General features: G+C 63.2%; 20 protein-coding genes. 17 read left to right on the forward strand and 3 right to left on the reverse strand.

Annotated elements, in window-relative coordinates; translation table 11 throughout:
• The first annotated feature begins 184 nt into the window (after positions 1-184).
• From DMP08_RS05030 to DMP08_RS05060, 7 genes are all read left to right on the forward strand, one after another.
• On the forward strand, positions 185-553 hold the full coding sequence (locus DMP08_RS05030) for a propionyl-CoA carboxylase subunit beta (protein WP_123191894.1): 369 nt from the start codon (positions 185-187) through the stop codon (positions 551-553).
• 66 nt (positions 554-619) lie between these two features.
• Positions 620-1555: an undecaprenyl-diphosphate phosphatase gene (locus tag DMP08_RS05035; protein WP_123191869.1), complete on the forward strand. Its 936-nt coding sequence runs from the start codon at positions 620-622 to the stop codon at positions 1553-1555.
• Between the two features lie 177 nt (positions 1556-1732).
• Complete coding sequence (locus DMP08_RS05040) at positions 1733-2014, forward strand: chorismate mutase (protein ID WP_114568017.1); 282 nt, start codon at positions 1733-1735, stop codon at positions 2012-2014.
• The gene (aroF, locus tag DMP08_RS05045) at positions 2011-2811 is read left to right on the forward strand and encodes a 3-deoxy-7-phosphoheptulonate synthase (protein WP_123191870.1); all 801 of its coding nucleotides are present in this window, start codon (positions 2011-2013) and stop codon (positions 2809-2811) included. The genes DMP08_RS05040 and aroF overlap by 4 nt, the downstream gene beginning before the upstream one ends.
• A gap of 545 nt (positions 2812-3356) precedes the next feature.
• Entirely contained in the window at positions 3357-5087 is a 1731-nt protein-coding gene (locus DMP08_RS05050; protein ID WP_123191871.1) for a Na/Pi cotransporter family protein, read from the forward strand.
• A gap of 142 nt (positions 5088-5229) precedes the next feature.
• Positions 5230-7581, forward strand: coding sequence for an ATP-dependent helicase (locus DMP08_RS05055; RefSeq protein WP_123191872.1), 2352 nt, complete (start codon positions 5230-5232; stop codon positions 7579-7581).
• Positions 7582-7817: 236 nt separating this feature from the next.
• Entirely contained in the window at positions 7818-8672 is an 855-nt protein-coding gene (locus tag DMP08_RS05060) for a DegV family protein (protein ID WP_123191873.1), read from the forward strand.
• Positions 8673-8768: 96 nt separating this feature from the next.
• Here DMP08_RS05060 and sdaAA read toward each other — a convergent pair whose 3' ends face one another.
• Positions 8769-10418 carry an L-serine ammonia-lyase, iron-sulfur-dependent, subunit alpha gene (gene sdaAA / locus DMP08_RS05065; protein WP_123191874.1) on the reverse strand — a complete coding sequence of 550 codons (1650 nt, stop codon included), beginning with the start codon at positions 10416-10418 and terminating at the stop codon, positions 8769-8771.
• Positions 10419-10647: 229 nt separating this feature from the next.
• Here sdaAA and DMP08_RS05070 point away from each other — a divergent pair, with 229 nt between their 5' ends.
• Complete coding sequence (locus tag DMP08_RS05070; RefSeq protein WP_114568004.1) at positions 10648-12015, forward strand: putative manganese-dependent inorganic diphosphatase; 1368 nt, start codon at positions 10648-10650, stop codon at positions 12013-12015.
• On the opposite strand, the gene DMP08_RS05075 is transcribed toward DMP08_RS05070, so the two are convergent.
• Positions 12012-12902: a LysR family transcriptional regulator gene (locus DMP08_RS05075; protein ID WP_123191875.1), complete on the reverse strand. Its 891-nt coding sequence runs from the start codon at positions 12900-12902 to the stop codon at positions 12012-12014. The two genes, DMP08_RS05070 and DMP08_RS05075, sit on opposite strands and share 4 nt — an antisense overlap.
• A gap of 148 nt (positions 12903-13050) precedes the next feature.
• On the opposite strand from DMP08_RS05075, the gene DMP08_RS05080 reads away from it, so the two are divergent.
• Positions 13051-13341: a hypothetical protein gene (locus DMP08_RS05080; protein ID WP_123191876.1), complete on the forward strand. Its 291-nt coding sequence runs from the start codon at positions 13051-13053 to the stop codon at positions 13339-13341.
• 67 nt (positions 13342-13408) lie between these two features.
• Here the strand turns inward: DMP08_RS05080 and DMP08_RS05085 are convergent, their stop codons facing one another.
• Positions 13409-13987, reverse strand: a complete 579-nt coding sequence (locus DMP08_RS05085; RefSeq protein WP_244596811.1) for a nitroreductase family protein — start codon at positions 13985-13987, stop codon at positions 13409-13411.
• A 167-nt stretch (positions 13988-14154) separates the two neighbouring features.
• Between DMP08_RS05085 and DMP08_RS05090 the strand changes: the two genes are divergently transcribed.
• From DMP08_RS05090 to rplW, 8 genes are all read left to right on the forward strand, one after another.
• Positions 14155-15270, forward strand: coding sequence for a M20/M25/M40 family metallo-hydrolase (locus tag DMP08_RS05090; protein ID WP_123191877.1), 1116 nt, complete (start codon positions 14155-14157; stop codon positions 15268-15270).
• 525 nt (positions 15271-15795) lie between these two features.
• Complete coding sequence (gene rpsL / locus DMP08_RS05095; RefSeq protein ID WP_114567123.1) at positions 15796-16167, forward strand: 30S ribosomal protein S12; 372 nt, start codon at positions 15796-15798, stop codon at positions 16165-16167.
• A 117-nt stretch (positions 16168-16284) separates the two neighbouring features.
• Positions 16285-16755: a 30S ribosomal protein S7 gene (rpsG, locus tag DMP08_RS05100; protein WP_114567124.1), complete on the forward strand. Its 471-nt coding sequence runs from the start codon at positions 16285-16287 to the stop codon at positions 16753-16755.
• Positions 16756-16769: 14 nt separating this feature from the next.
• On the forward strand, positions 16770-18875 hold the full coding sequence (gene fusA / locus DMP08_RS05105) for an elongation factor G (protein ID WP_123191878.1): 2106 nt from the start codon (positions 16770-16772) through the stop codon (positions 18873-18875).
• 33 nt (positions 18876-18908) lie between these two features.
• On the forward strand, positions 18909-19217 hold the full coding sequence (gene rpsJ, locus DMP08_RS05110; RefSeq protein ID WP_009304899.1) for a 30S ribosomal protein S10: 309 nt from the start codon (positions 18909-18911) through the stop codon (positions 19215-19217).
• Positions 19218-19232: 15 nt separating this feature from the next.
• On the forward strand, positions 19233-19853 hold the full coding sequence (rplC, locus tag DMP08_RS05115) for a 50S ribosomal protein L3 (RefSeq protein ID WP_123191879.1): 621 nt from the start codon (positions 19233-19235) through the stop codon (positions 19851-19853).
• Between the two features lie 31 nt (positions 19854-19884).
• Positions 19885-20508 (forward strand): 50S ribosomal protein L4, encoded by a 624-nt coding sequence (gene rplD / locus DMP08_RS05120; protein WP_123191880.1) that lies wholly within the window; start codon positions 19885-19887, stop codon positions 20506-20508.
• Positions 20508-20792 (forward strand): 50S ribosomal protein L23, encoded by a 285-nt coding sequence (rplW, locus tag DMP08_RS05125; RefSeq protein ID WP_114567128.1) that lies wholly within the window; start codon positions 20508-20510, stop codon positions 20790-20792. The genes rplD and rplW overlap by 1 nt, the downstream gene beginning before the upstream one ends.
• Positions 20793-21146 lie beyond the last annotated feature (354 nt).

Raw genomic sequence — 21146 nt, forward strand, 5'->3', positions numbered from 1 at the left:
AGGATGCTGGAAGTCATTCTAGCAGTTAAGCGCAGTAGGAGATCGATTGCTCGAATCGTAGTTTGCACGAAGCCCGCTCCCTCCCAGGTTTGGAACGTGCATCGGCGGGGCAGGGCGGTCGTCGATCGTGTCCTCCCTCTGTTTTCTTCGACCCCGACGCTCATCCTCGGGTACAATCCCTGCCATGGAGAACGTGCGAGACGACATATCGACGCTCGACGAGCCAGCGTCCGCGTCTGCGCTTGCGCCTGCATCCGCGTCTGCGGAAGCGAAGGCCGCACCTGGCGCGACGGGAGCGCCCGAACCCTTGGCGGCCTCGCCGCAAGCAGGGGAGCGTCCCGACGCCGACCGGCATCGTCGCGATCTGCACGCCTCGTTCAACGATCGCATCTCCTACCTGTGCAAGCTCGTCGCGCTCGTCATCGCGCTCGTCGCGCTTGCCACCATGGCGCTCGGTCAGGAGCTTCCCCAGTTCGTTCTCATGGGGTTGTGCCTGTCGGTCGCGCTGCTGGCCATCGCGGCGCTGCAGGATCACCACCAACGCCGGCGCTAGCAACCAGGCGCGGCCAACGTCCGCGCGCATCTATTCGACCCGAAAGCAATCAGAGGTACTGCACGCATGATCATCGAAGCATTGAAATCCCTGCTCATCGGCATTGTCGAGGGCATCACCGAATGGCTGCCCATCTCGTCTACCGGCCACATGATCCTGGTGGACGAATTCGTGAAGCTGCAAGTGTCCGATGCGTTCCTGGCGCTGTTTCTGGTGGTCATCCAGCTGGGCGCCATCCTGGCGGTGCTCATCCTGTACTTCCACAAGCTGAATCCCTTCTCGCCGAAGAAAACTTCGGTCGAGAAGAAAAGCACGTGGCGCCTGTGGGGCATGGTCGCCATCGGCTGCATTCCCGCGGCCATCATCGGCATCCTGTTCGACGACTGGGTGAACGAGCACTTCTACAACAAAGTGACCGTCGCCGCCATGCTCATCCTGTACGGCATCGTGTTCATCGTGCTCGAGCGCCGCAACCGCCGCCGCTTGCGCGAGGCCGAAGCCGCGCTGGAGGCGCCGCGCGGCCGCCATGCGCGCGCTTCGCAGGCCGACCTCGCCGAAGAGGCCGAGGCGTCCGTGTTCAAGATCACCAACGTCGACGACATCGATTGGAAGACCGCGCTCAAGATCGGCTGCTTCCAGGTTCTGGCCATCATCCCGGGCACCAGCCGCTCCGGCGCCACCATCATCGGCGGCATGCTGTCGGGCTGCTCGCGCACCGCGGCTGCCGAGTTCACGTTCTTCCTGGCCATTCCCATCATGTTCGGATGGGGCCTGGTGAAAGCCCTCAAGTTCTTCGTGGCCGGCTTGGCCATGACGCAGATGGAGATCGTGGTCCTGGTCGTGGGCATCGTGTCCGCGTTCGCGATGTCGGTCGTTTCCATCAAGTTCCTCATGGGCTATATCAAGAAGAACGACTTCACGGCGTTCGGTTGGTATCGCATCATCGTGGGCGTGCTGGTGCTGGGCTACTTCGCCTTCGAGTCCATGGGCATGCTGCCGTAAAGCGACGCCCGTCGGCTGTGACGCCCATTCACCTAGGAACTTCCTAGTAAATATTGCTGCGGCGGGCCGTTCTGGCCCGCCGCTTTTGCTATCATACTGAACCACACGAGGGCCGGCCGCCCGCCGGGCGCCAAGGGCCATGCTCGTTACCACGCAAGAGTCATGAGAGGAAAGCCGATGTCTGAAGAGAACAGCTCCTTCGCGGAGATCCAAGAACATCGTGCCAAGATCGACGAGATTGATCGTCAGATCGTCGCGCTGCTCAACAAGCGCGCCGGTCATTCGCTGGTCATTCGCGGTCTCAAGCCCGGTGCTCATCTGGGCCTGTACGATCCGCGGCGCGAAGAGGAGATCTTCGCGAAACTGAACAGCTATAACGAGGGTCCCCTGTACAACGAGAACCTGCGTGAGATCTATGCCAGCATTCTTAAGGTGATGAAGGAGACCCCGTCGGTATGAGCGAACAGATAGCAACCAAACTGCCGGATTACGGCACTCGATCCGACGAGATCACCATCTTCGCCGGACCGTGCTCCGTCGAGAGCAAAGAGCAGTTCGAAGAAGTGGCCGAATGCATCGCCGACCTGGGACTTACCTGGATTCGCGGCGGCGCGTTCAAGCCGCGCACGAACCCGCATTCGTTTCAGGGCCTGGGCGAGGAAGCCCTCAAGATCATGCAGGATGCCGGGCAAAAGTACGGTCTGAAAACCCTGACCGAGGTCATGGACTCCGCGCACTGCGAGATGGTCCACTCCTACGTGGACGGCCTGCAGGTGGGCGCGCGCAACTTCCAGAACTTCAGCCTGCTGAAGAACATCGGCCAGGTGACGAAGGACTCCCACAAGATGGTGCTGTTCAAGCGCGGCTTCGCGGGCACCATTTCCGAGTGGCTGTCGGCAACCGACTACATCACCATGGAAGGCAACGACAACGTGGTGCTGTGCGAGCGCGGCCTGCGCACGTTCGAAACGGCCACGCGCTTCACGCTGGACATCTCGGCCGTGCCGGTCGTGCACAAGCAGAGCCTGTATCCGGTGTGCGTGGACGTTTCGCATCCGGCGGGCGTGCGCGACCTGGTGCCGCCGCTGGCGAAGGCCGCCGTGGCCGTGGGCTGCGACTCCATCATGATCGAGGTGCACCCCAATCCGCCGGCGGCTCTGTCCGACGGCCCGCAGCAGCTGACCCCGTCCCAGTTCAGAGACCTTATCGCCGAACTGCGCGAGATCGCGGCCGTGTTCGGGAAGAAGATCGTGTAGCGCTTCGCCGTCAGAAAACGGCAAAGCGTTTCGATGCTGGATCCGGGCCCTTTGGCGCATCAGCCGAAGGGCCCAATCTTTTCCGCCGAAGGGGGCCGCTCGCTTCCGCGCTGTTCGGGCGAATGGGCAGGGGGTCGAGTGGGTACGTTACTCCCCCCTTCGTGCACAGTTTTGCCCTCAATGTTGCGCACGGGGAGCAAACCGAGAAGCCGGCTTCAATATGGCCCTGCGTTTTGCCTGGTCGCAAATGCTCGTCGTCGCCGGGCGGGCCTCGACGTGCGTTTGAGCGTAACATCGGAGGCAAAACCGTGCGCCCAGGCAAGGCGCCCGCCGCCGACCCGTCCCGCCGCCGACCCGCCTTCGGCGCGCCTCTCGCTCGCTGCGCCATGCCCCTCGCAACATGGCGTCGATCCCCTCACTCGCCCAATTGTAAAAACTTTACCTGAACTTTACACTCTCTTGACAATGGCCTTACCGTCTGCCCGGTATCCTTTCGCTTCGCGTGCATTGACGCTTGTAACCGATGATGCGAAGGGGAGTCCCGCGTGAACGCTCCGATGGAAACCGTGTTCGGCCTGCTGGGCGGACTGGCCGTGTTCCTGTTCGGCATGAACATGATGTCCGAGGGCCTGCAAAAAGCCGCAGGCGCCAAAATGAAGTCCATTCTTTCCCTGCTCACCTCGAATCCCGTGCTCGGCGTGTTGGCCGGCGCCGTGGCCACCGCCGTGCTGCAAAGCTCCAGCGCCACCACGGTCATGGCCATCGGATTCGTGAGCGCCCGCCTCATGACCATGCGCCAGGCCATCGCCGTCATCTTCGGCGCCAACATCGGCACCACGATGACCGCGCAGCTCATGGCCTTCAAGCTGAGCGACTATATTTGGCTCATCGTGTTCGTGGGCTTCATCGTGTGGTTCATCGCCAAAGACGAGCGCATCAAGAACATCGGCCAGACCGTGTTCGCGTTCGGCTTGCTGTTCGTGGGCATCGACACCATGGGCGCCGTCATGAAGCCGCTTGCGCAAAGCGACGTGTTCTTGACCATGATCGATCAGGTGAAGGACGTTCCCGCGCTCGGCGTGGTGGTGGGCACGGTGATGACGCTTGTGGTGCAAAGCTCCAGCGCCACCATCGCCGTGCTGCAGAGCTTCGCCTCGCAGCCCGGCCCCGACGGCGTGACCAGCGTGCTGGGCCTTGCGGGCTCCATCCCCATCCTGCTGGGGGACAACATCGGCACCACCATCACCGCGCTTCTTGCCTGCATCGGGCAATCGCGCGATGCGAAGCGCACGGCGGTGGCGCATAGCGTGTTCAACATTTCGGGCGCGCTGGTGTTCATCTGGTTCGTTCCCGTGATCGCGCAGTTCGTGCAGTTTCTCACTCCCGGCCCCGAGCTGGACGTCATCGCGCGCCAGATCGCGAACGCGCATACCACGTTCAACGTCGTCTGCACGTTGTTGTGGCTGCCGTTCATCGGGGTGATGGTGAAGATCGTCACGTTCTTGGTGCCCGGAAAGGGCGGCGCGCAGGACCAGGGCGATCTGGTGTACCTGGATGACAAGATCGTGGGTCAGCCGGTGTTCGCCATCAGGATGTTCGGCGAGGAGCTGCAGAAGTACTGCGACAAGGTGCGCGACATGCTGGCGGTTCTGCCCGAGGCCATCGCCAGCAGGGATGCCGCTGCGTTCAAGGCTCTCAAGGCGGATTGCGCTACGGTGGAGGCGGCTGAAGCGCAGCTTGCAAATTACGCGGTAGAGCTTTTGTCGGCTGGCGCGACCAGCGAAAAGCAGGCGGCCGAGATTTCCGACCTCATGTTCATCGTGGACGCGGTGGGCCGCATCGGGTCGCGTTGCGGGGAGGTGTCGGCGCTTTACGGGGAGCGCTTGTCGTCCAAGAAGCCGTTCTCGGACGAAGCGCGCCAGGAGCTGAGCGAGAGCGCGGCCATGGTGGCGGAGATGTACGGCGCGGTCCTGCAGTTCTTGAGCGATCAGGATGCTGCGTCCGAGCGCGTGCTCGACGAGCGCCGCCGCCAGATCATCAAACGTCAGAGCAAGGCGCGCAAGGACCACTTCCGTCGGGTCAGCAGCCAGCAGTGCGCCCCTGAGAACAAGGCGGTGTACAACCAGCTGCTGCTGTGCCTTGAGCGCGCGGGCAACGAGTGCTCCAACCTGGTCGAACATGGCGCCGAACTGTCCATGTGGGGCGACTCGCTGGGAGCCGATCGCACGGATTCGCGCGGCGGCGGATCCGACGAGCTTGCGGGGGCGCTCGCCTAGTGAGGCGAAAATGAGACATTGACCCCGTCCCTTCGTCTCATCGTCCTCCTTACGCAGATTGCGCGCGTTTGCTTGGGCGCCTTGGGGAAAAGGGGTAGAATACGAAGGCTCATTTCACCTCCATGCCAAGGAGACTGCTCACATGCCAATCGATATCGAAACCCTGAACGGACCGCAGCGCGAAGCGGTCGTGACCACCGACGGGCCGCTTCTGGTGCTGGCCGGCGCCGGGTCCGGCAAGACGCGCGTGCTGACGTACCGCATCGCGAACCTGATCGAAAACCTGGGCGTTGCCCCGTGGGAGATCCTGGCCATCACGTTCACGAACAAGGCGGCCGCCGAGATGCGCGAACGCCTGACCGGCCTGGTGGGCCCGCGCAGCCGCGGCATGTGGGTGGCGACGTTCCACAGCATGTGCGTGCGCATCCTGCGCGCGGACGCGGAAAAGCTGGGCTTCACCAAGAACTTCACCATCTACGACGTGGACGATCAGAAGCGCCTGTACAAAGAGATCATGGCCGAGCTCGACATCGATCCGAAGCGCTTCCCGATCAACGCGCTCATGAACCGCATCTCCACGGCTAAAAACGAATTGGTGGTGCCCGCCGAGTTCGAGAAGCAGGCCAGCGACCCGGTGGGGAAGGCGGCGGCGCGCGTCTACGCGAAGCTGCAGGAGCGCCTCAAGGCCGCGAACGCGTTCGACTTCGACGATTTGCTGCTGTACGCGTTTCTGTTGCTGAAGAACCATGCGGACGTGCTGGACGCCTACCAGGACCGATTCCGTTACATCATGGTGGACGAGTATCAGGACACCAACCACGCCCAGTACGCCATCACGGGGCTTTTGGCCGCGAAGCACAAGAACATCATGGTGGTAGGCGACGACGACCAGTCCATTTACAGCTGGCGCGGCGCCGACATCCGCAACATCCTCGAGTTCGAGCAGGATTACCCGAACGCGCACACGGTGAAGCTGGAGCAGAACTACCGCAGCGTCGGCAACGTTTTGGCGGCTGCGAACGCCGTTATCGCCAACAACCAGCACCGCAAGGCGAAGAAGCTGTTCACGGATGCCGAAGAGGGCGACAAGATCCAGGTGTACATGGCGTCCGACGAGCGCGACGAGGGCCGCTGGGTGGCCGGCGAAATCGAGAAGCAGCGCGCACGCGGCTTGACGTACAACCAGATGGCCGTGTTCTACCGCACCAACGCCCAGTCCCGTATGTTGGAAGACATGCTGCTGCGCGCCGGCGTGCCGTACCGCATCGTCGGCGGCACGCGCTTCTTCGATCGCGCCGAGATCCGCGACGTCATGGCCTACCTCACGCTCATCGTGAACCCGGCCGACGACATCGCGGCCAAGCGCGTGGTCAACGTGCCGCGCCGCGGCGTGGGCAAGGCCAGCATCGAGCGCATCGAGCAGTTCGCGCGCGAGATGGACATGACGTTCATGGAGGCGGCCGAGCTGGCCATCGTGGATCCGGAGCTGCGCGCGGCCACGCGCCAGGCCATCGGCGGGTTCGTGGGCCTTATCAAGGAGGCGCAATCGTACGGCGGCGACCTGCGCAAGGTCATCGAGGCCGTCATCGACAAGAGCGGTCTCATCGCCGCGCTTCAGGCCGAAGGCACCGACGAGGCTATCGGCCGCATCGAGAACATCAAGGAATTCTTGGGCGTTGTGGACGAGTTCGTGGACACGCACGACGAAGAGGACGCCGAGTACGCTGCCCCTGTCGCCGGCGAGGACGCGGGGGCGGCTCCCGTGCGCGTGCTGCGCGGCGACTCGCTGGCCGATTTCATCGAATGGGTGCGCCTGCGCACGGATTTGGACACCGTGGCCGAAGACGGCATGGCGGTCACGCTCATGACGGTGCACTCGTCGAAGGGCCTGGAGTTCGATTGCGTGTTCGTGGCGGGCATGGAAGAAACGCTGTTCCCGCACATGAACAGCGTGAACGATGCCGCCGGCATCGAAGAGGAGCGCCGCCTTGCCTACGTTGCCATCACGCGCGCGCGTAAGAAGCTGTTCCTCACCTGCGCCTACGCGCGTCAGATCTTCGGCCAGACCTCGTCGAACCCCGTTTCGCGCTTCATCCAGGAGATCCCTATGGAGCTGCGTCAGACCACGGGCGTGGGCTCGGCCGGCTTCAGCGGCACGGGCTGGGAGAAGCGCGGCAGCCGCAAGGGCATTGCCGGGTCGGGAACCGAGGCGGGCGGCGGTCGCGTGTTCGGGCGCTCGAGCGCATCGGGCTCGGCGGGCCGTTCGGATGCGCGCGCGAGTCGCGTGGCTTCCTCGTACGTGCGTCCCGGCGCCGAGAAGAAGCCTGCGGCCAAAATGACGTTTGCGACCGGCGATGCCGTGGATCACAAGACGTTCGGGCGCGGCAAGGTGACGAAGGTGGACGGCGACACGCTCTACATCAAGTTCGCCAAAACGGGCCAGACGAAGAAGCTCCTGAAGGACTACGCGCCTATCGTCAAATTGAACGGATAGCGCGCAGTCTCCCAACAAGAACGTGCGCATGCAGCGCCCGCCGAGCAACGCGGCGGGCGCTGTGCGTTAAGCGTGTGCGCATGGTCCGCCTGATGTGCGAGTTTCGGTGTAGCTGTGCATAATTCACATTTTTACTTGCCATCGGTTTCCTTGCCCGTCATTATGAAAATACTCCTGTAGCGCTAAGTGAATTCCTCAGTGCAGGCAGGGTTGATATACGAGAGAAGGGGACCCCCATGAGGATCGTAGCCGATTCCTCCGTCATGTACTCTATCGAACAGGGTGCAGCGCGCGGTATGAAGATTCTGCCGCTTGCGGTGACTATCGACAACGAAACGTGGCTTGAATACGAGGAGATCACAACGGAGGACTTCCTCGCGCGCGTGCGTGCCGGCGCGATGCCGCAAAGCTCCTGTCCTCCGCCGCATTTGACGCTCGAAGCCTACGACACCGAAGAAGAGGTGCTGCACATCACCATGGCTGACGGTTTGTCCGGCGCGTACGGCGTGGCGCATGGATTGGCGAAGCAGGCTCCGCATCCCGAGCGCGTGCACGTGGTGAATTCGGCAACGCTGTGCGCGCCCCATCGTGCGTTGGCGCTGGCTGCCGTAGAGCTGGCGAAGCGGTGCGAGCATGCAGCTGACGTGATCGAGCGCCTGCGCCCCATGATCGCGAGCGCCCACTCGTTTCTTTTGCCGGAGGATTTCGAGTACCTGCGTCGTGGGGGTCGCTTGACGCCGCTGGCTGCGAAGTTCGCGCATCTGGTGAAAGCGGCTCCGGTCATGTGCCAAACCGATGATGGCACCCGCCTGGAGCGCTTGGCTATTGCCCGCAGCTTCAAGAAGGGCGTTGAGGCGGTAGTCTCCGAGCTTGAGAAGCGCGGCGTCGGCGAAGGTCATTTCATCAGCGTGAGCCATGCGGACAATCCCGAAGGTGCTGGTTGGGCCATGGATCGCTTGAAGGCCGCGTTCTCCGGTTGCCGTTTCGGCGTCTACGATTTGGGCCCGGCATTCATCACGCAGGGCGGTCCGGCGTGCATCGCCATTCAATCCATCGATCTGAAAGCGTTCCCCGACCTCGCAATGGGCTAGGGTTCGACGACGCGAACGAGATAAAGGGGCGGGGCCGGCGTGAACTGCGGCCCCGCCCCTTCGTTTAGTGCCGTTCGCCTTTGCGCTGGAGCGTCGTCAGGCTCCGCACTGTGCGCACCAGGCACAAGCGGCCGGCGCCGCGGCTATGCCGCCAAGAGCGCTCTCTCGCAGTTCGAAGGGCAGGGAGCGGCCCACTTTGTCCATGACGGCCACGGTTTGGTCGAAATCGACCAGGTTTCCAATGCCGGCCAGCGCGATCTGCGCGCTGACGAGCGCCGTTGCGGCGCCGGATGCGTTGCGCTTCTGGCAGGGCACTTCCACCAGGCCCGCAACCGGATCACACACAAGCCCCATCATGTTCGTGAGCGCGTTGCCCGCTGCGTCCAGGCATTGGGCGGGCGTGCCTCCGGCAAGCTCCACTGCAGCTGCGGCCGCCATTGCCGCCGCCGACCCGATTTCCGCCTGACAGCCTCCCTCTGCGCCCGACACCGTTGCGTTGCGCGTGATCAGGTATCCGATGGCTGCCGCGGTCGCTATGCCGCGCGCCAGGTCTTCATCGGCGAGGCCTCTGGAATCCTGCAGGGCAAGCAGCACGCCGGGCAGCACGCCCGCCGATCCCGCCGTGGGGGCGGCTACGATGCGGCCCATGGACGCGTTCGTTTCCAGCACGGCCATAGCGTAGGTCATGGCGGCGGAAAGCTGGTCGTCGCAGAGCGCTTCGCCGCGGGCGCGCAGATCGGTCAGCTTGCGCGCCTCGCCGCCAAGGAGGCCTCCCATCGAGGGCAACGTTTCGCGAACGGGCTGCGTTGCGGCGCGCTTCATAACGGAAAGAGCCAGGTCAAGATAGCATTTTGATGTATCGGCCTGCCCTAAGCTGGCTGCTAGAGCTGCCTCGCGAGCCAAAAAGGCTTCCGAAAGCGATGCGCCGTTCGTTTCGCACCAGGTAAGCAGATCCGAGCCCGATGCGAAGTTGAGATCCGCGAATCGCTGAAGTGCGCGATCGAGCGCTTCAGCGCTCTGCTGCGCGCTGCATCCTTCGTCGCCGGCGCCGGCACATGGAGCCGCGCTGCCCGCGTCGCCGGGAATGATGCGCACATCGTAGATGGCCGGGTTGCTTTCTATGGCCGCTTTTGCCGCAACGTCCACGTCTTGGTCGGTTTCGAGAACGGTGTAGGCCGTGTCTCCGCGCCGCTCGCGATACATGCGCGTGGTGGCGATGTTCACGCCGCGTTCGCTCAGGCTTTGTGCGATATGCGCCAGCACGCCGGCCACGTCGCGTTGGCGCACGACGATGCTCGTGCTTTCGCCGGTCACGTACACGTCGATGCCGTCGATGCGACGGATGACCGCCGCCCCGCCGCCCACGCTTTCGCCGCGCACGCTCATCTTGTTGCCGGCGGCGTCCTGTATGAGAATGTCGATGGTGTTGGGGTGCTCGTAGTCGTCGGCGTCGGGCAGGGTCGTGAAGCGAAACGAGAGTCCCGCCTGTTCGGCCAGCTCGAACGAATCGCGTATGCGCAGGTCGTCGGTTGCCAGGCCCAGCATGCCCGCCACGAGCGCCTTGTCGGTGCCGTGCCCGGTCAGAGTGTGCGCGAACGATCCCAGCAGACGAAACTCGACGCTTCTCGGTTCGGCAAGGCAGAGCCGGCGCGCCATGAACGCGATGCGCAAAGCTCCCGCCGTATGGGAGCTCGAGGGTCCTACCATGATGGGGCCGATGATGTCGGTTAAGCCGAGCGTCGCCATGCTCGTCCTCCTTCGCGTTGCGTTCGTCGCCGCCATGGTAGCGCATGGGGCATCGTTTTACCCGCACTTTCGTGAGTTTTAACGACGAAAAGCCCGTAGGGGCTTGCGCTTCAAGCTTCAACGCTATACTGAACTGGTCATAATCGGGCGTTTTGATCCCGAGCACATCACTGGGCGGAGAACAGAGGCCCCGCACGCGCGGAAGGGCCTCGCGGTAAAGGAGCGAACAATGCCGGCACCCATCATCGTCGTGGGCCATAAGAATCCTGACAACGATTCCATCAGCGCGGCCGTCGGGTACGCGTATCTCAAGAACGAGCTGGAGAAGCGCGCTTCGGGCGATGCCGATCCGAAGCGCGTGTACGTCCCCGCTCGTCTGGGCCCCATGCCGCCTGAGAGCGCTTGGATCCTGGAACGCAGCGGCCTGCAGGCCCCCGAGGTGGTCGCCCACGTGCATGCGCGCGTGGCCGACGTCATGACGCCGAACCCTATTTCCATCGGCTATGATGCAACCTTGCTTGAGGCCGGTCGCCTGCTGCGCCAGCACAACGTGCGCGCGCTGGTGGTCACCAACGACGACGGCACCTATCGAGGGCTCATCACCACGCGCATGATCGCCGAGCGCTACATCGCCGCTACCGACGCCCTGGAGGAGGGCGGTGCGAACGAAATGGCCGTCGCCGGCGACCTTATCGCGTCGCTCGGCCAAAAGGTGGCCGACATGACCGAAACCGACGTGCTGGTTCTGGACAAGGAGGGGCTTCTCAAGGAAGCCATCGAAGATCTCATGTCCAGCGCTTTGCGCGAAGCCGTCGTGCTCGACGACAACGACGTGGCCATCGGCATCGTCACGCGCTCCGACGTGGCCGTGCGTCCCCGTCGCAAGGTGGTGCTCGTGGACCATAACGAGACGCGCCAGGCGGCGAACGGCATCGAGGAGGCCGACGTGGTGGAGATCATCGATCACCATCGCATTGCCGACGTCATGACGGTCAACCCCATCCAGTTCCTCAACCTGCCCGTGGGATCGACCGCTACCATCGTCACCCTGGAATTCCGTCGCCATGGCGTGGAGATACCCGCGTCCATCGCAAGCGTGCTGCTGTCCGCCGTCATGACCGACACGGTTATCCTCAAGTCGCCTACGACCACCGACGTGGATCGCGAGCAGGTGAAGTACCTGGCCGACATCGCGGGCGTCGATCCGACCGAGTTCGGACTGGCCGTGTTCAAGTGCCGCGGCGGCGAGGACGACATGCCGGTCGACAAGCTGGTGGGCGCTGACGCCAAGGAGTTCCAGATCGGCGACGCCACGGTTCTCATCGCCCAGCACGAGACCGTCGATCTGCCGGCCGTTATGAAGCGCGAGCAGGAAATTCGCGATCACATGCGCCAGCTGCGCGACGATCACGGCTACGAGTTCGTGCTGCTGTTGGTCACCGACATCGTGGCGGAGGGCAGCCAGTTCATGTGCGAAGGCAACCGCCGCATCGTGAACCGCGTGTTCGGCATCAACTGCACGGGCGAAGGCGGCACGTGGATGCCCGGCGTGCTCAGCCGCAAAAAGCAGGTGGCCGCCAAGATCCTCGGCGCTTAGCCGTCAAGCGGGGAAGCTTCTCGCCAACGCTCATCGAAATACGTTGCCAAGAAGCCGTGGAATGCCGCGGCTTCTTCTCGAAGGGGGTGCGCCGTCTCCAGTTTGATGGTGCGCACGAAGCGATCGTCGGAAAGCGGCTCCAGGCGCGCGCTGCCGTCCCCGAGCGCTCCCCAGCTGCGCTCAGGCCAAAACCCCACGCCCAGTCCCAGGCCGATCATGTTCCTGACCACTTCCGGGCCGTCGCTTTCGAACGCCACGCTGGGACGGAATCCCGCTTCGGCGCATAGACGGTCGCATGCCTCCCGAAACGCCCGGCTGCCCGCCAGGCAGATGAAAGGATCCTCGGCTAGATCGGCCAGGTCGATGGGTCCTTGTCCCGCCCGCTCGATGGGAACCGCTATCCCAATGCGCTCGCGGTACAGATGCGGCGGCTCCACGTGCAAGGAGGTCGATCCGTGCGGTCGGTTCACTCCTTCGGTACTCAGTCGTATGTCCCAATGCTCCTGCGCCTCTTGCTGGGTGATTACGAATCGCGTGTCGGGATGCTGGGATCGCCATGCTGCTATCGCGTCTACCACCAAGCCCGAGGCCGACAAGATCGACAGTCTCACCGTGGCGTTCTCGCGACCCGCCACCTCGGCGAGTTCGTCGGGAATGGCGTCGAGGGCAGCCAGCACCGGCCTGATGCGTTCGTCGAGCGCGCGTCCGCACGCGGTCAAGCGCACGCCTCGTCCTGCTCGTTCGAGCAGCTTTACGCCCAGTTCCTGTTCCAGCCGGTGGACGGTCTGCGTGAGCGCTGGCTGTGCTACATGGAGCTTCTTGGCGCTGTTCGTAATATGCTCGCTGCGCGCCACTTCGTGAAAGTAGCGCAGTTGCTGTAGCTCCATGAGGGCTCTCCTCTTCATTCATACGTTCAGCATTATGAATTCAGTATAATCAATATATTTGACGCAGAAGGGGCGCGGGTATACCGTTACCGTCGGAATGCAAGCGCGAGCGCGACTGGAAAGGCCGCGCGTAGGAGATGGTCTGCGGATGGCGGAAATACTGGAGGCCGCGATGCTCATATGCTTTGGGTTGTCGTGGCCGCTCAACGCGTACAAGAGCTTCAGGTCGGAAACCGCTGCAGGCACAAGCTGGCAGTTCATCGGGTTGATTACGGCCGGCTACCTGGCGGGCATTGCCGCGAAGTTCGTTTCGGGCTCGGTGAACTGGGTGCTGGCCGTGTACTTTATCAACCTCGTGTGCATTGGGGTGAACTGGATCGTGTACGTGCGCAACCGTCGGCTGGATGCCGCGCGGGAAGAGGAACTGCTCGTCCTGTAACCTCTGCCCGCGCGGCTCGAGGTCTACGTTCCGTGCGGGCGACGACCTCCGCTTGCGTTGACGACCCTTATAGAAGCACGTCGGAAAGAGGGCGCTTCGGAACGTGATGGACGCTCGCCTCGTCGCGCCAGTATTCCGTCGCTCCATTGGCGGAAATGGTGGAAACGACTACCTTTTCGGCGGGCTTTCCCAGAGCAAGCACCAGGTCGGGCTTGAAGCGATCCTCGTCGATTCCCAGCGCCTGCGTCAGGCTACGTCGCTTGAAAGATCCCAGGATGCAGCCGCCGTAGCCGGCTTCAACGGCTTGCAGCATGATGGTTTGCGCGGCGATGCCCTCGTCCCAGGCGGTGAATACGTCGGCGAGCGTGCGGTCGCAGTCGCTTAGGATCACAATGTAGGCGCTCGGCCTTTCACCCGGTTCCGGCCCCGGCCAGTCGGGGAGGGCCTTCGCCCATGCGCAGCAAGAGAAGACTTTCTCGCAGGCGAGCTCGTCGGTTACCAGAGCGTAGCGCAGGGGCTGGGCGTTTCCGCTTGAAGCTACCAAGCGGACGGCATCGATCCAGGAAACGAGCGTCGATCGCTCGATGCGAGTAGCTTCGTCGAATCGGCGGTAGCTTCGGCAGGCTTTGACAAGGTCGTGCAGCATGGTGCCTCCTCCTTGTTGTTCGGGCGGCGGTTGCGCTCCCGTTGCCGGGTTTTCGCGCATCGGGTTACCCCGATGATTATAATGAAGTTCGCTGCGATTGGGCGCCCTGGCGCCTCCGTTGCGGCCAAATCGAAACGCAGCCGTCCGCACGTCCCGAAGGAAAGCTCATGAATCCGAACCGTTTGCTCGACCTGTTCCTGGAGATCGTCCGCATCGAAAGTCCCTCGCGCAAAGAGGGCCTTATGGCGAAGCGCTGTCAGCAAGAGCTTCTCGACCTGGGATTCAAGGTGCGCTTCGACGATTCTGCAAGCGAAACGGGTTCGGAGACGGGCAATCTCATCGCCTATCGCGAGGGGCGGTCGAAGGGCCAGATCGTGCTTTCCGCGCACATGGATACGGTGCAGCCGTGCGCGGGGATTTCCCCGGAGGTCCAAGACGGCGTCGTGCGGTCTGCCGGAGACACCATTCTGTCCGCCGACGACAAGGCGGGCGTCGCGGGCATCTTCGAGGCGTTGCGTTCGCTTGTCGAAGCAGACGAGGACATGCCTTCGGTGACGGTGCTGCTTACCACCTGCGAGGAGTTGAGCCTGCTTGGTTCGGGCGCGCTGTCCGAAGGCGAACTGCCTGCGGGAGCCCCGTGCTACGTGTTCGATGCCGACGGCGCTCCGGGCACCGTCATTCTGGGCGCCCCGTGCCACCACACGCTGCGCGCGACGTTCTCCGGCCGCGCGGCGCATGCCGGCGTGGAGCCCGAAGCGGGCGTTTCCGCTATCCAGATGGCTGCGGCGGCTGTTTCGGCCATGCGTCTGGGGCGCCTTGACGATGCGACCACGGCGAATATCGGGCTCATCGAAGGCGGGCGCGAGGTGAACGTGGTGGCCGACTCGTGCACGCTGGCGGGGGAGTGCCGTTCGCTGTACCGCGATCGGGCCGATGCGCAGCGCCAGGCCATGACCGTCGCGCTCGAGGAGGCTGCCGCGCGTTTCGGGGGTTCGGTGGACGTGAGCTGGCGCGAGGATTACGGCCCCGTGCTGTACCAGGAGTCCGATCCGCTGGTGCAGGGCGTTGCCGCGGCGGCTCGTGCAGCAGGGCTTGAACCGGCGTTTCGCTACTCGGGCGGCGGCGCGGACGCGAACATCCTGTCTGCGCGTGGCGTACGTGCCGTGACCTTGGGCATCGGCATGACGAACTTCCATTCCGTTGACGAGTTCATTACCGTGCAGGATCTGGAAGGCACCGCGCGCCTGGCCGAAGAGCTCGTGCGGCGGGCCGCCCGCTCGTAGGCGCTGGCGGGGCTTGGCGGCTCGGGCTGCTGCTGCTGCCGCCGCCGCGTGGTCGGCGATCCGAACCGAGTGCTGCTGCCGCATGGTCGATGGCTCGAGCGTCGCGCTTCCACGCGCATCGCATCTGTGCGCGGAAGCGGGGTGGCGCCCCCGTTCGCGCCGCTGTTCGGCGCGCCTGGTTCTATGTCGCCGCCGCTCGAGGCGACAAACAGGTGCGTTTGCTCGGTGCGTCCGCCTGCTTGTCAAGAATTCATCGCGATTCTTCGGAAAACAATGGACATTTTGTTGCTTGTTTGCCCTCGATATTTGTTTTACCTGCGGAAACGTATGTCAATACCTATAGATACTCCCGGATGCGTGGCGTTTGACAACCCTGATGGCGGGTGGTAGAGTTCTCGTTCGCGTCTTAATGACGTACGTTTTCCTGTGTGAATCAGCTGAGCACACAGGAAGGCGATGCGACAAGCGATTCCTTATTTCAGTATAAAGGCAATCGGACAAGTAAGAGGTAAAAGGAGAGAAGCTTTGCCTACTATCAACCAGTTGGTCCGCAAGGGCCGCAAGCAGTCGGTCGACAAGAAGAAGACGCCGGCTCTGAAGGGCAACCCGCAGAAGCGCGGCGTGTGCACCCGTGTGTACACGACCACGCCGAAGAAGCCGAACTCGGCTCTGCGCAAGGTCTGCCGCGTGCGCCTGGTGAACGGCATGGAGGTTACGGCCTACATCCCGGGCATCGGCCACAACCTGCAGGAGCACTCGATGGTGCTCATCCGCGGCGGTCGCGTCAAGGACCTCCCCGGTGTGCGCTACAAGGTCATCCGCGCAGCGCTCGACTGCTCTGCGGTGGACAACCGCAAGCAGGCTCGCAGCCGCTATGGTGCCAAGCGCCCGAAGTAAGTAACCATTAAGTCGCGCGGGCCGCGAAACCGCTGCTTCCCAAAGGGGGAGGCGACGGGGGCCTAATGGACGGGATGAAAACCGTCTCGAAGCGCGCAGGAACAAGAAGGAGAACACATGCCGCGTCGTGCAGCAGCAGTCCGCCGTGAAGTACAGCCGGACGCCCAGTACAACAACCGCCTTGTCACGCAGTTGATCAACAAGATCCTGCTTGACGGCAAGAAGGCCACCGCCGAAGGCATCGTCTACGGCGCTTTCGCCATCATCGAGGAGAAGACCGGCGGCGACCCGCTGGCCGTCTTCAAGAAGGCTATGGACAACGTCCGCCCCACGCTCGAGGTTAAGCCCAAGCGTGTCGGTGGCGCTACCTACCAGGTGCCGATGGAGGTCAACTCCCGCCGCGCCACTACGCTTGCGATCCGCTGGATCGTCGACTTCTCTCGTAAGCGCAAGGAGCACACCATGAAGGCCCGCCTGGCCGCTGAGATCATGGACGCCGCCGAGAACACCGGCGCGTCGGTGAAGAAGCGCGAGGATCTGTACAAGATGGCCGAGTCCAACCGTGCGTTCTCGCACTACCGCTTCTAAGGGGGCACGCGCTCATGGCTAAATCCCCTCTGAACCAAACGCGCAACTTCGGCATCATGGCCCACATCGACGCGGGCAAGACGACGACGACCGAGCGCATCCTGTACTACACCGGCAAGACCCACAAGATCGGCGAGGTGCATGACGGCGCCGCGACGATGGACTGGATGGTGCAGGAGCAGGAGCGCGGCGTGACCATCACCGCTGCCGCTACCACCTGCTTCTGGGAAAAGGACGGTGCTGAGTACCGCTTCCAGATCATCGACACCCCGGGCCACGTTGACTTCACCGCCGAGGTCGAGCGCTCCCTGCGCGTTCTCGACGGCACCGTCGCGGTGTTCGACGCCGTTGCCGGCGTGCAGCCGCAGTCCGAGACCGTGTGGCGTCAGGCCGAGCGTTACGGCGTGCCCCGCATCGCGTTCATCAACAAGTACGACCGCGTGGGCGCTGACTTCTTCCATGCCATCGAGACCATGAAGGACCGTCTGGGCGCTGCCGCTATCGCCGCTCAGATGCCCATGGGCGCCGAGGACAACTTCTGGGGCGTCATCGACCTGGTCACCATGACCGCATGGGACTTCAAGGCCGACGACAAGGGCATGACCTACCCCGAGCCCATGGACGCCATTCCGGCCGAGTTCGCCGAGGAGGCTGAGCTGCGCCGTCAGGAGCTGATGGAGGCCGCTGCCGACTGCGACGACGCTCTTATGGAAAAGGTGCTCATGGAGGAAGAGGTGACGGTCGAGGAACTGAAGACCGCCATCCGCAAGGGCGTCATCAACTGCCAGATGAACCCCGTGTTCGTGGGCTCCGCCTACAAGAACAAGGGCGTTCAGGAACTGCTCGACGCCGTGGTGGACTACCTGCCGAGCCCGCTCGACATCCCCGCCATCAAGGGCACGAACCCCGATACGGGTGCCGAGGAAGAGCGTCCCGCCGACCTGAAGGCGCCGTTCAGCGCGCTGGCCTTCAAGATCATGACGGACCCGTTCGTGGGCAAGCTCACCTACCTGCGCGTGTACTCGGGCAAGCTGGATTCCGGCTCCTACGTGATCAACGCGTCCAAGGACAAGAAAGAGCGTATCGGCCGTCTGCTGCAGATGCACTCCAACCAGCGTGTTGACATCGACTCCTGCGGCGCAGGCGACATCGTTGCCGTCGTGGGTCTGAAGGCTACGTCCACGGGCGACACCCTGTGCGACGACAGCGCTCCGGTCATCCTCGAGTCCATGGAATTCGCCGAGCCGGTTATCGACATCGCCGTCGAGCCGAAGACGAAGGCCGAGCAGGACAAGATGGGCGTCGCGCTGCAGAAGCTGGCTGAAGAGGACCCGACGTTCCGCGTGTCCACCAACCAGGAAACCGGCCAGACCATCATCGCCGGCATGGGCGAGCTGCACCTCGAGATCATCGTCGACCGCTTGCTGCGCGAGTTCAAGGTCGAGGCGAACGTCGGCAAGCCGCAGGTTGCTTACCGTGAGACGGCCACCAAGCCGGTCATGGGCGCCGAGGGCAAGTTCGTTCGCCAGTCCGGCGGTCGCGGCCAGTACGGCCATGCGGTTATCAACATGTACCCGCAGGAAGAGGTCGGCAAGGGCTACGAGTTCGAGAACAAGATCGTGGGCGGCGTCGTGCCGAAGGAGTACATTGCTCCGATCGACAAGGGCATCCAGGAAGCGCTGAACTCCGGCGTGCTGGCGGGCTACCCCGTTGTGGACATCCGCGTCGAGTTGGTCGACGGTTCCTACCACGATGTCGACTCCTCCGAAGCTGCGTTCAAGGTTGCCGGTTCCATGGCTATCAAGGACGCGCTGCGCAAGGGCGGCTCGGTCATCCTCGAGCCGATGATGGCCGTCGAGGTCGAGACTCCCGAGGAGTACATGGGCGACGTTATGGGCAACCTGTCCAGCCGTCGTGGCCAGATCCAGGGCATGGGCGACCGTGGCAACGCCAAGACCATCAAGGCGAAGGTTCCGCTGTCCGAGATGTTCGGTTACGCCACCGACCTGCGTTCTGCGACGCAGGGCCGCGCTTCGTACACGATGCAGTTCGATTCGTACGATCCGGTGCCGAAGAACGTGGCGGAAGAAATTATCAGCAAGGCCGGCGGCAACGCCTAGGGCGTGCGCGCGAGCATAACGGAGGTAAAGTAAGTGGCTAATCAGAAGATTCGCATCCGCTTGAAGGGGTACGATCATGAGATCGTGGATCAGTCCACGAAGCTCATCGTCGATACCGCGCAGAAGACGGGTGCCAAAGTGTCCGGTCCCATTCCGCTGCCGACGGAGCGCAACCTGTACTGCGTCGTCAAGGGCCCGCACGTCGACAAAGATTCGCGCGAGCAGTTCGAGATGCGCACGCACAAGCGCCTGATCGATATCTTGGAGCCGACCCCCAACACGGTCGATTCCCTGATGCGTCTCGATCTCCCCGCCGGCGTCGACATCGAGATCAAGCTGTAAAGGGGGATGTGCGATATGATCAACGCCATCTATGGTAAGAAAATCGGCATGACCCAGATCTTCGGCGAGGACGACCGCGTCATCCCCGTAACCGTGATCCAGGCTGAGCCGAACAAGGTGTGCCAGGTGAAGACGAAGGACAGCGACGGCTATGAGGCTGTGCAGCTGGGCTTCGGCACCATCAAGGAGAAGAAGGTCAACAAGCCCATGGCTGGCCACTTCGCCAAGCAGGGCACGGAGCCCACGCGCTACCTGCGCGAGGTTCGCGTCGAGAACGCCGGCGAGTACAAGGTGGGCGACGAGCAGATGGTTGCCGCCTTCGCCGAGACGAAGAAGGTCGACGTCACGGGCACGTCCAAGGGTAAGGGCTTCGCCGGCGTCATGAAGCGCTGGGGCTTCCGCGGCGGTCCGGGCGGCCATGGTGCGCACTTCCATCGCGCTCCGGGTTCGGTCGGCCAGTGCGCTACGCCGTCCCGCGTGTTCAAGGGGCTCAAGCTCCCGGGTCACATGGGCGTCGACACCGTCACCGTGCGGAACCTTGAAGTGGTGCGCATCGACGAGGAGCAGAACCTGATCCTCGTGAAGGGTGCCATCCCCGGCAGCAAGAACGGCATCGTTCGCGTCCGCATGGCGTAGAGCGCGAATTGAAATAAGGAGCTTGAACAACATGACGACTATCGACATCAAAGACGCGAAGGGAAACAAGGCCGGTTCTGCCGACCTGGCCCCCTCCGTGTTCGGCATCGAGCCGAACGTGCCCGTCATGCACCAGGTTGTGCGCGCTCAGCGTGCGTCCTGGCGCCAGGGTACGCATGACACGAAGACCCGCGGCGAGGTTCGCGGCGGCGGCAAGAAGCCGTGGCGCCAGAAGGGCACCGGTCGCGCCCGTCAGGGTACCATCCGCGCTCCTCAGTGGGCTGGCGGCGGTACCGTGTTCGGTCCGCATCCCCGCAGCTACGCCTTCCGCGTGAACAACAAGGAGGTCAAGCTGGCGATGCGCTCCGCGCTGTCCGCCAAGCTGGCTGACGGCGAGCTGCACGTGATCGACGGCTTCAACTTCGAGAAGCCCTGCACCAAGGACGCCGTTGCCATCCTGAAGGCCTTCGGTCTTGAGGGTCGCACGACCATCGTGATCTCCGATGACGACGTGAACGCCTACCTGTCGTTCCGCAACATCCCCACGGTGAACATCCTGCCTGTTGGCGCTGCTAACACGTACGAGCTCATCGACAACAAGGCGATCGTGTTCACGGCTGCCGCTCTGAAGCGCATCGAGGAGGTGCTTGCATAATGAAGGATCCCCGCGAGGTTATCATCCGCCCCGTTATCACGGAGCACAGCTACGACCAGATGGAGAAGAACACCTACACGTTCGAGGTGGCCAAGGACTCCAACAAGGTCGAGATCCGTCAGGCCATCGAGGCTATCTTCGACGTGACGGTGGTCAAGGTGAACACCCTGAACGTGAAGTCGAAGCCGAAGCGCGTGCGTTACCAGCTTGGTAAGACCCGCACGTGGAAGAAGGCCATGGTCACGCTGAAGGAAGGCGACACCATCGAGCTGTTCGCTTCCTAAGCCGTTTCACCATACGGTTTGCCGAAAGCGCCCCGCACACGCGGGGCGCTTTTTTTAGATTGCGAGAGGCAAGGGAGCGGTGGCCGCTTTGGCGATCACGGCCGGACGGCACGAGCGAAAGATGCAGCGACCTGGACCTTTTCACTCCCGGTGGCGCGTTTCGCGCTCGCATCATGAGTTGCTTTCGGACGATGCCCGACGCTGACGATGCCCGACGTTGAAGTCGGCGGTTCGGTTTCCTGCTTCCTGCGCGTTCTGCGCCTCCCGTCCCCGCATTCTGCCTGCGCCCGCCCTGCCGCCTGGACAACGGCGCCGGTACCCACCCGCGCCTTGTGCCTCGACGCGCCACCCGCC

Origin of the sequence: Paraeggerthella hongkongensis (assembly GCF_003726035.1) — a bacterium.
GTDB classification, from domain to species: Bacteria; Actinomycetota; Coriobacteriia; order Coriobacteriales; family Eggerthellaceae; genus Paraeggerthella; species Paraeggerthella hongkongensis.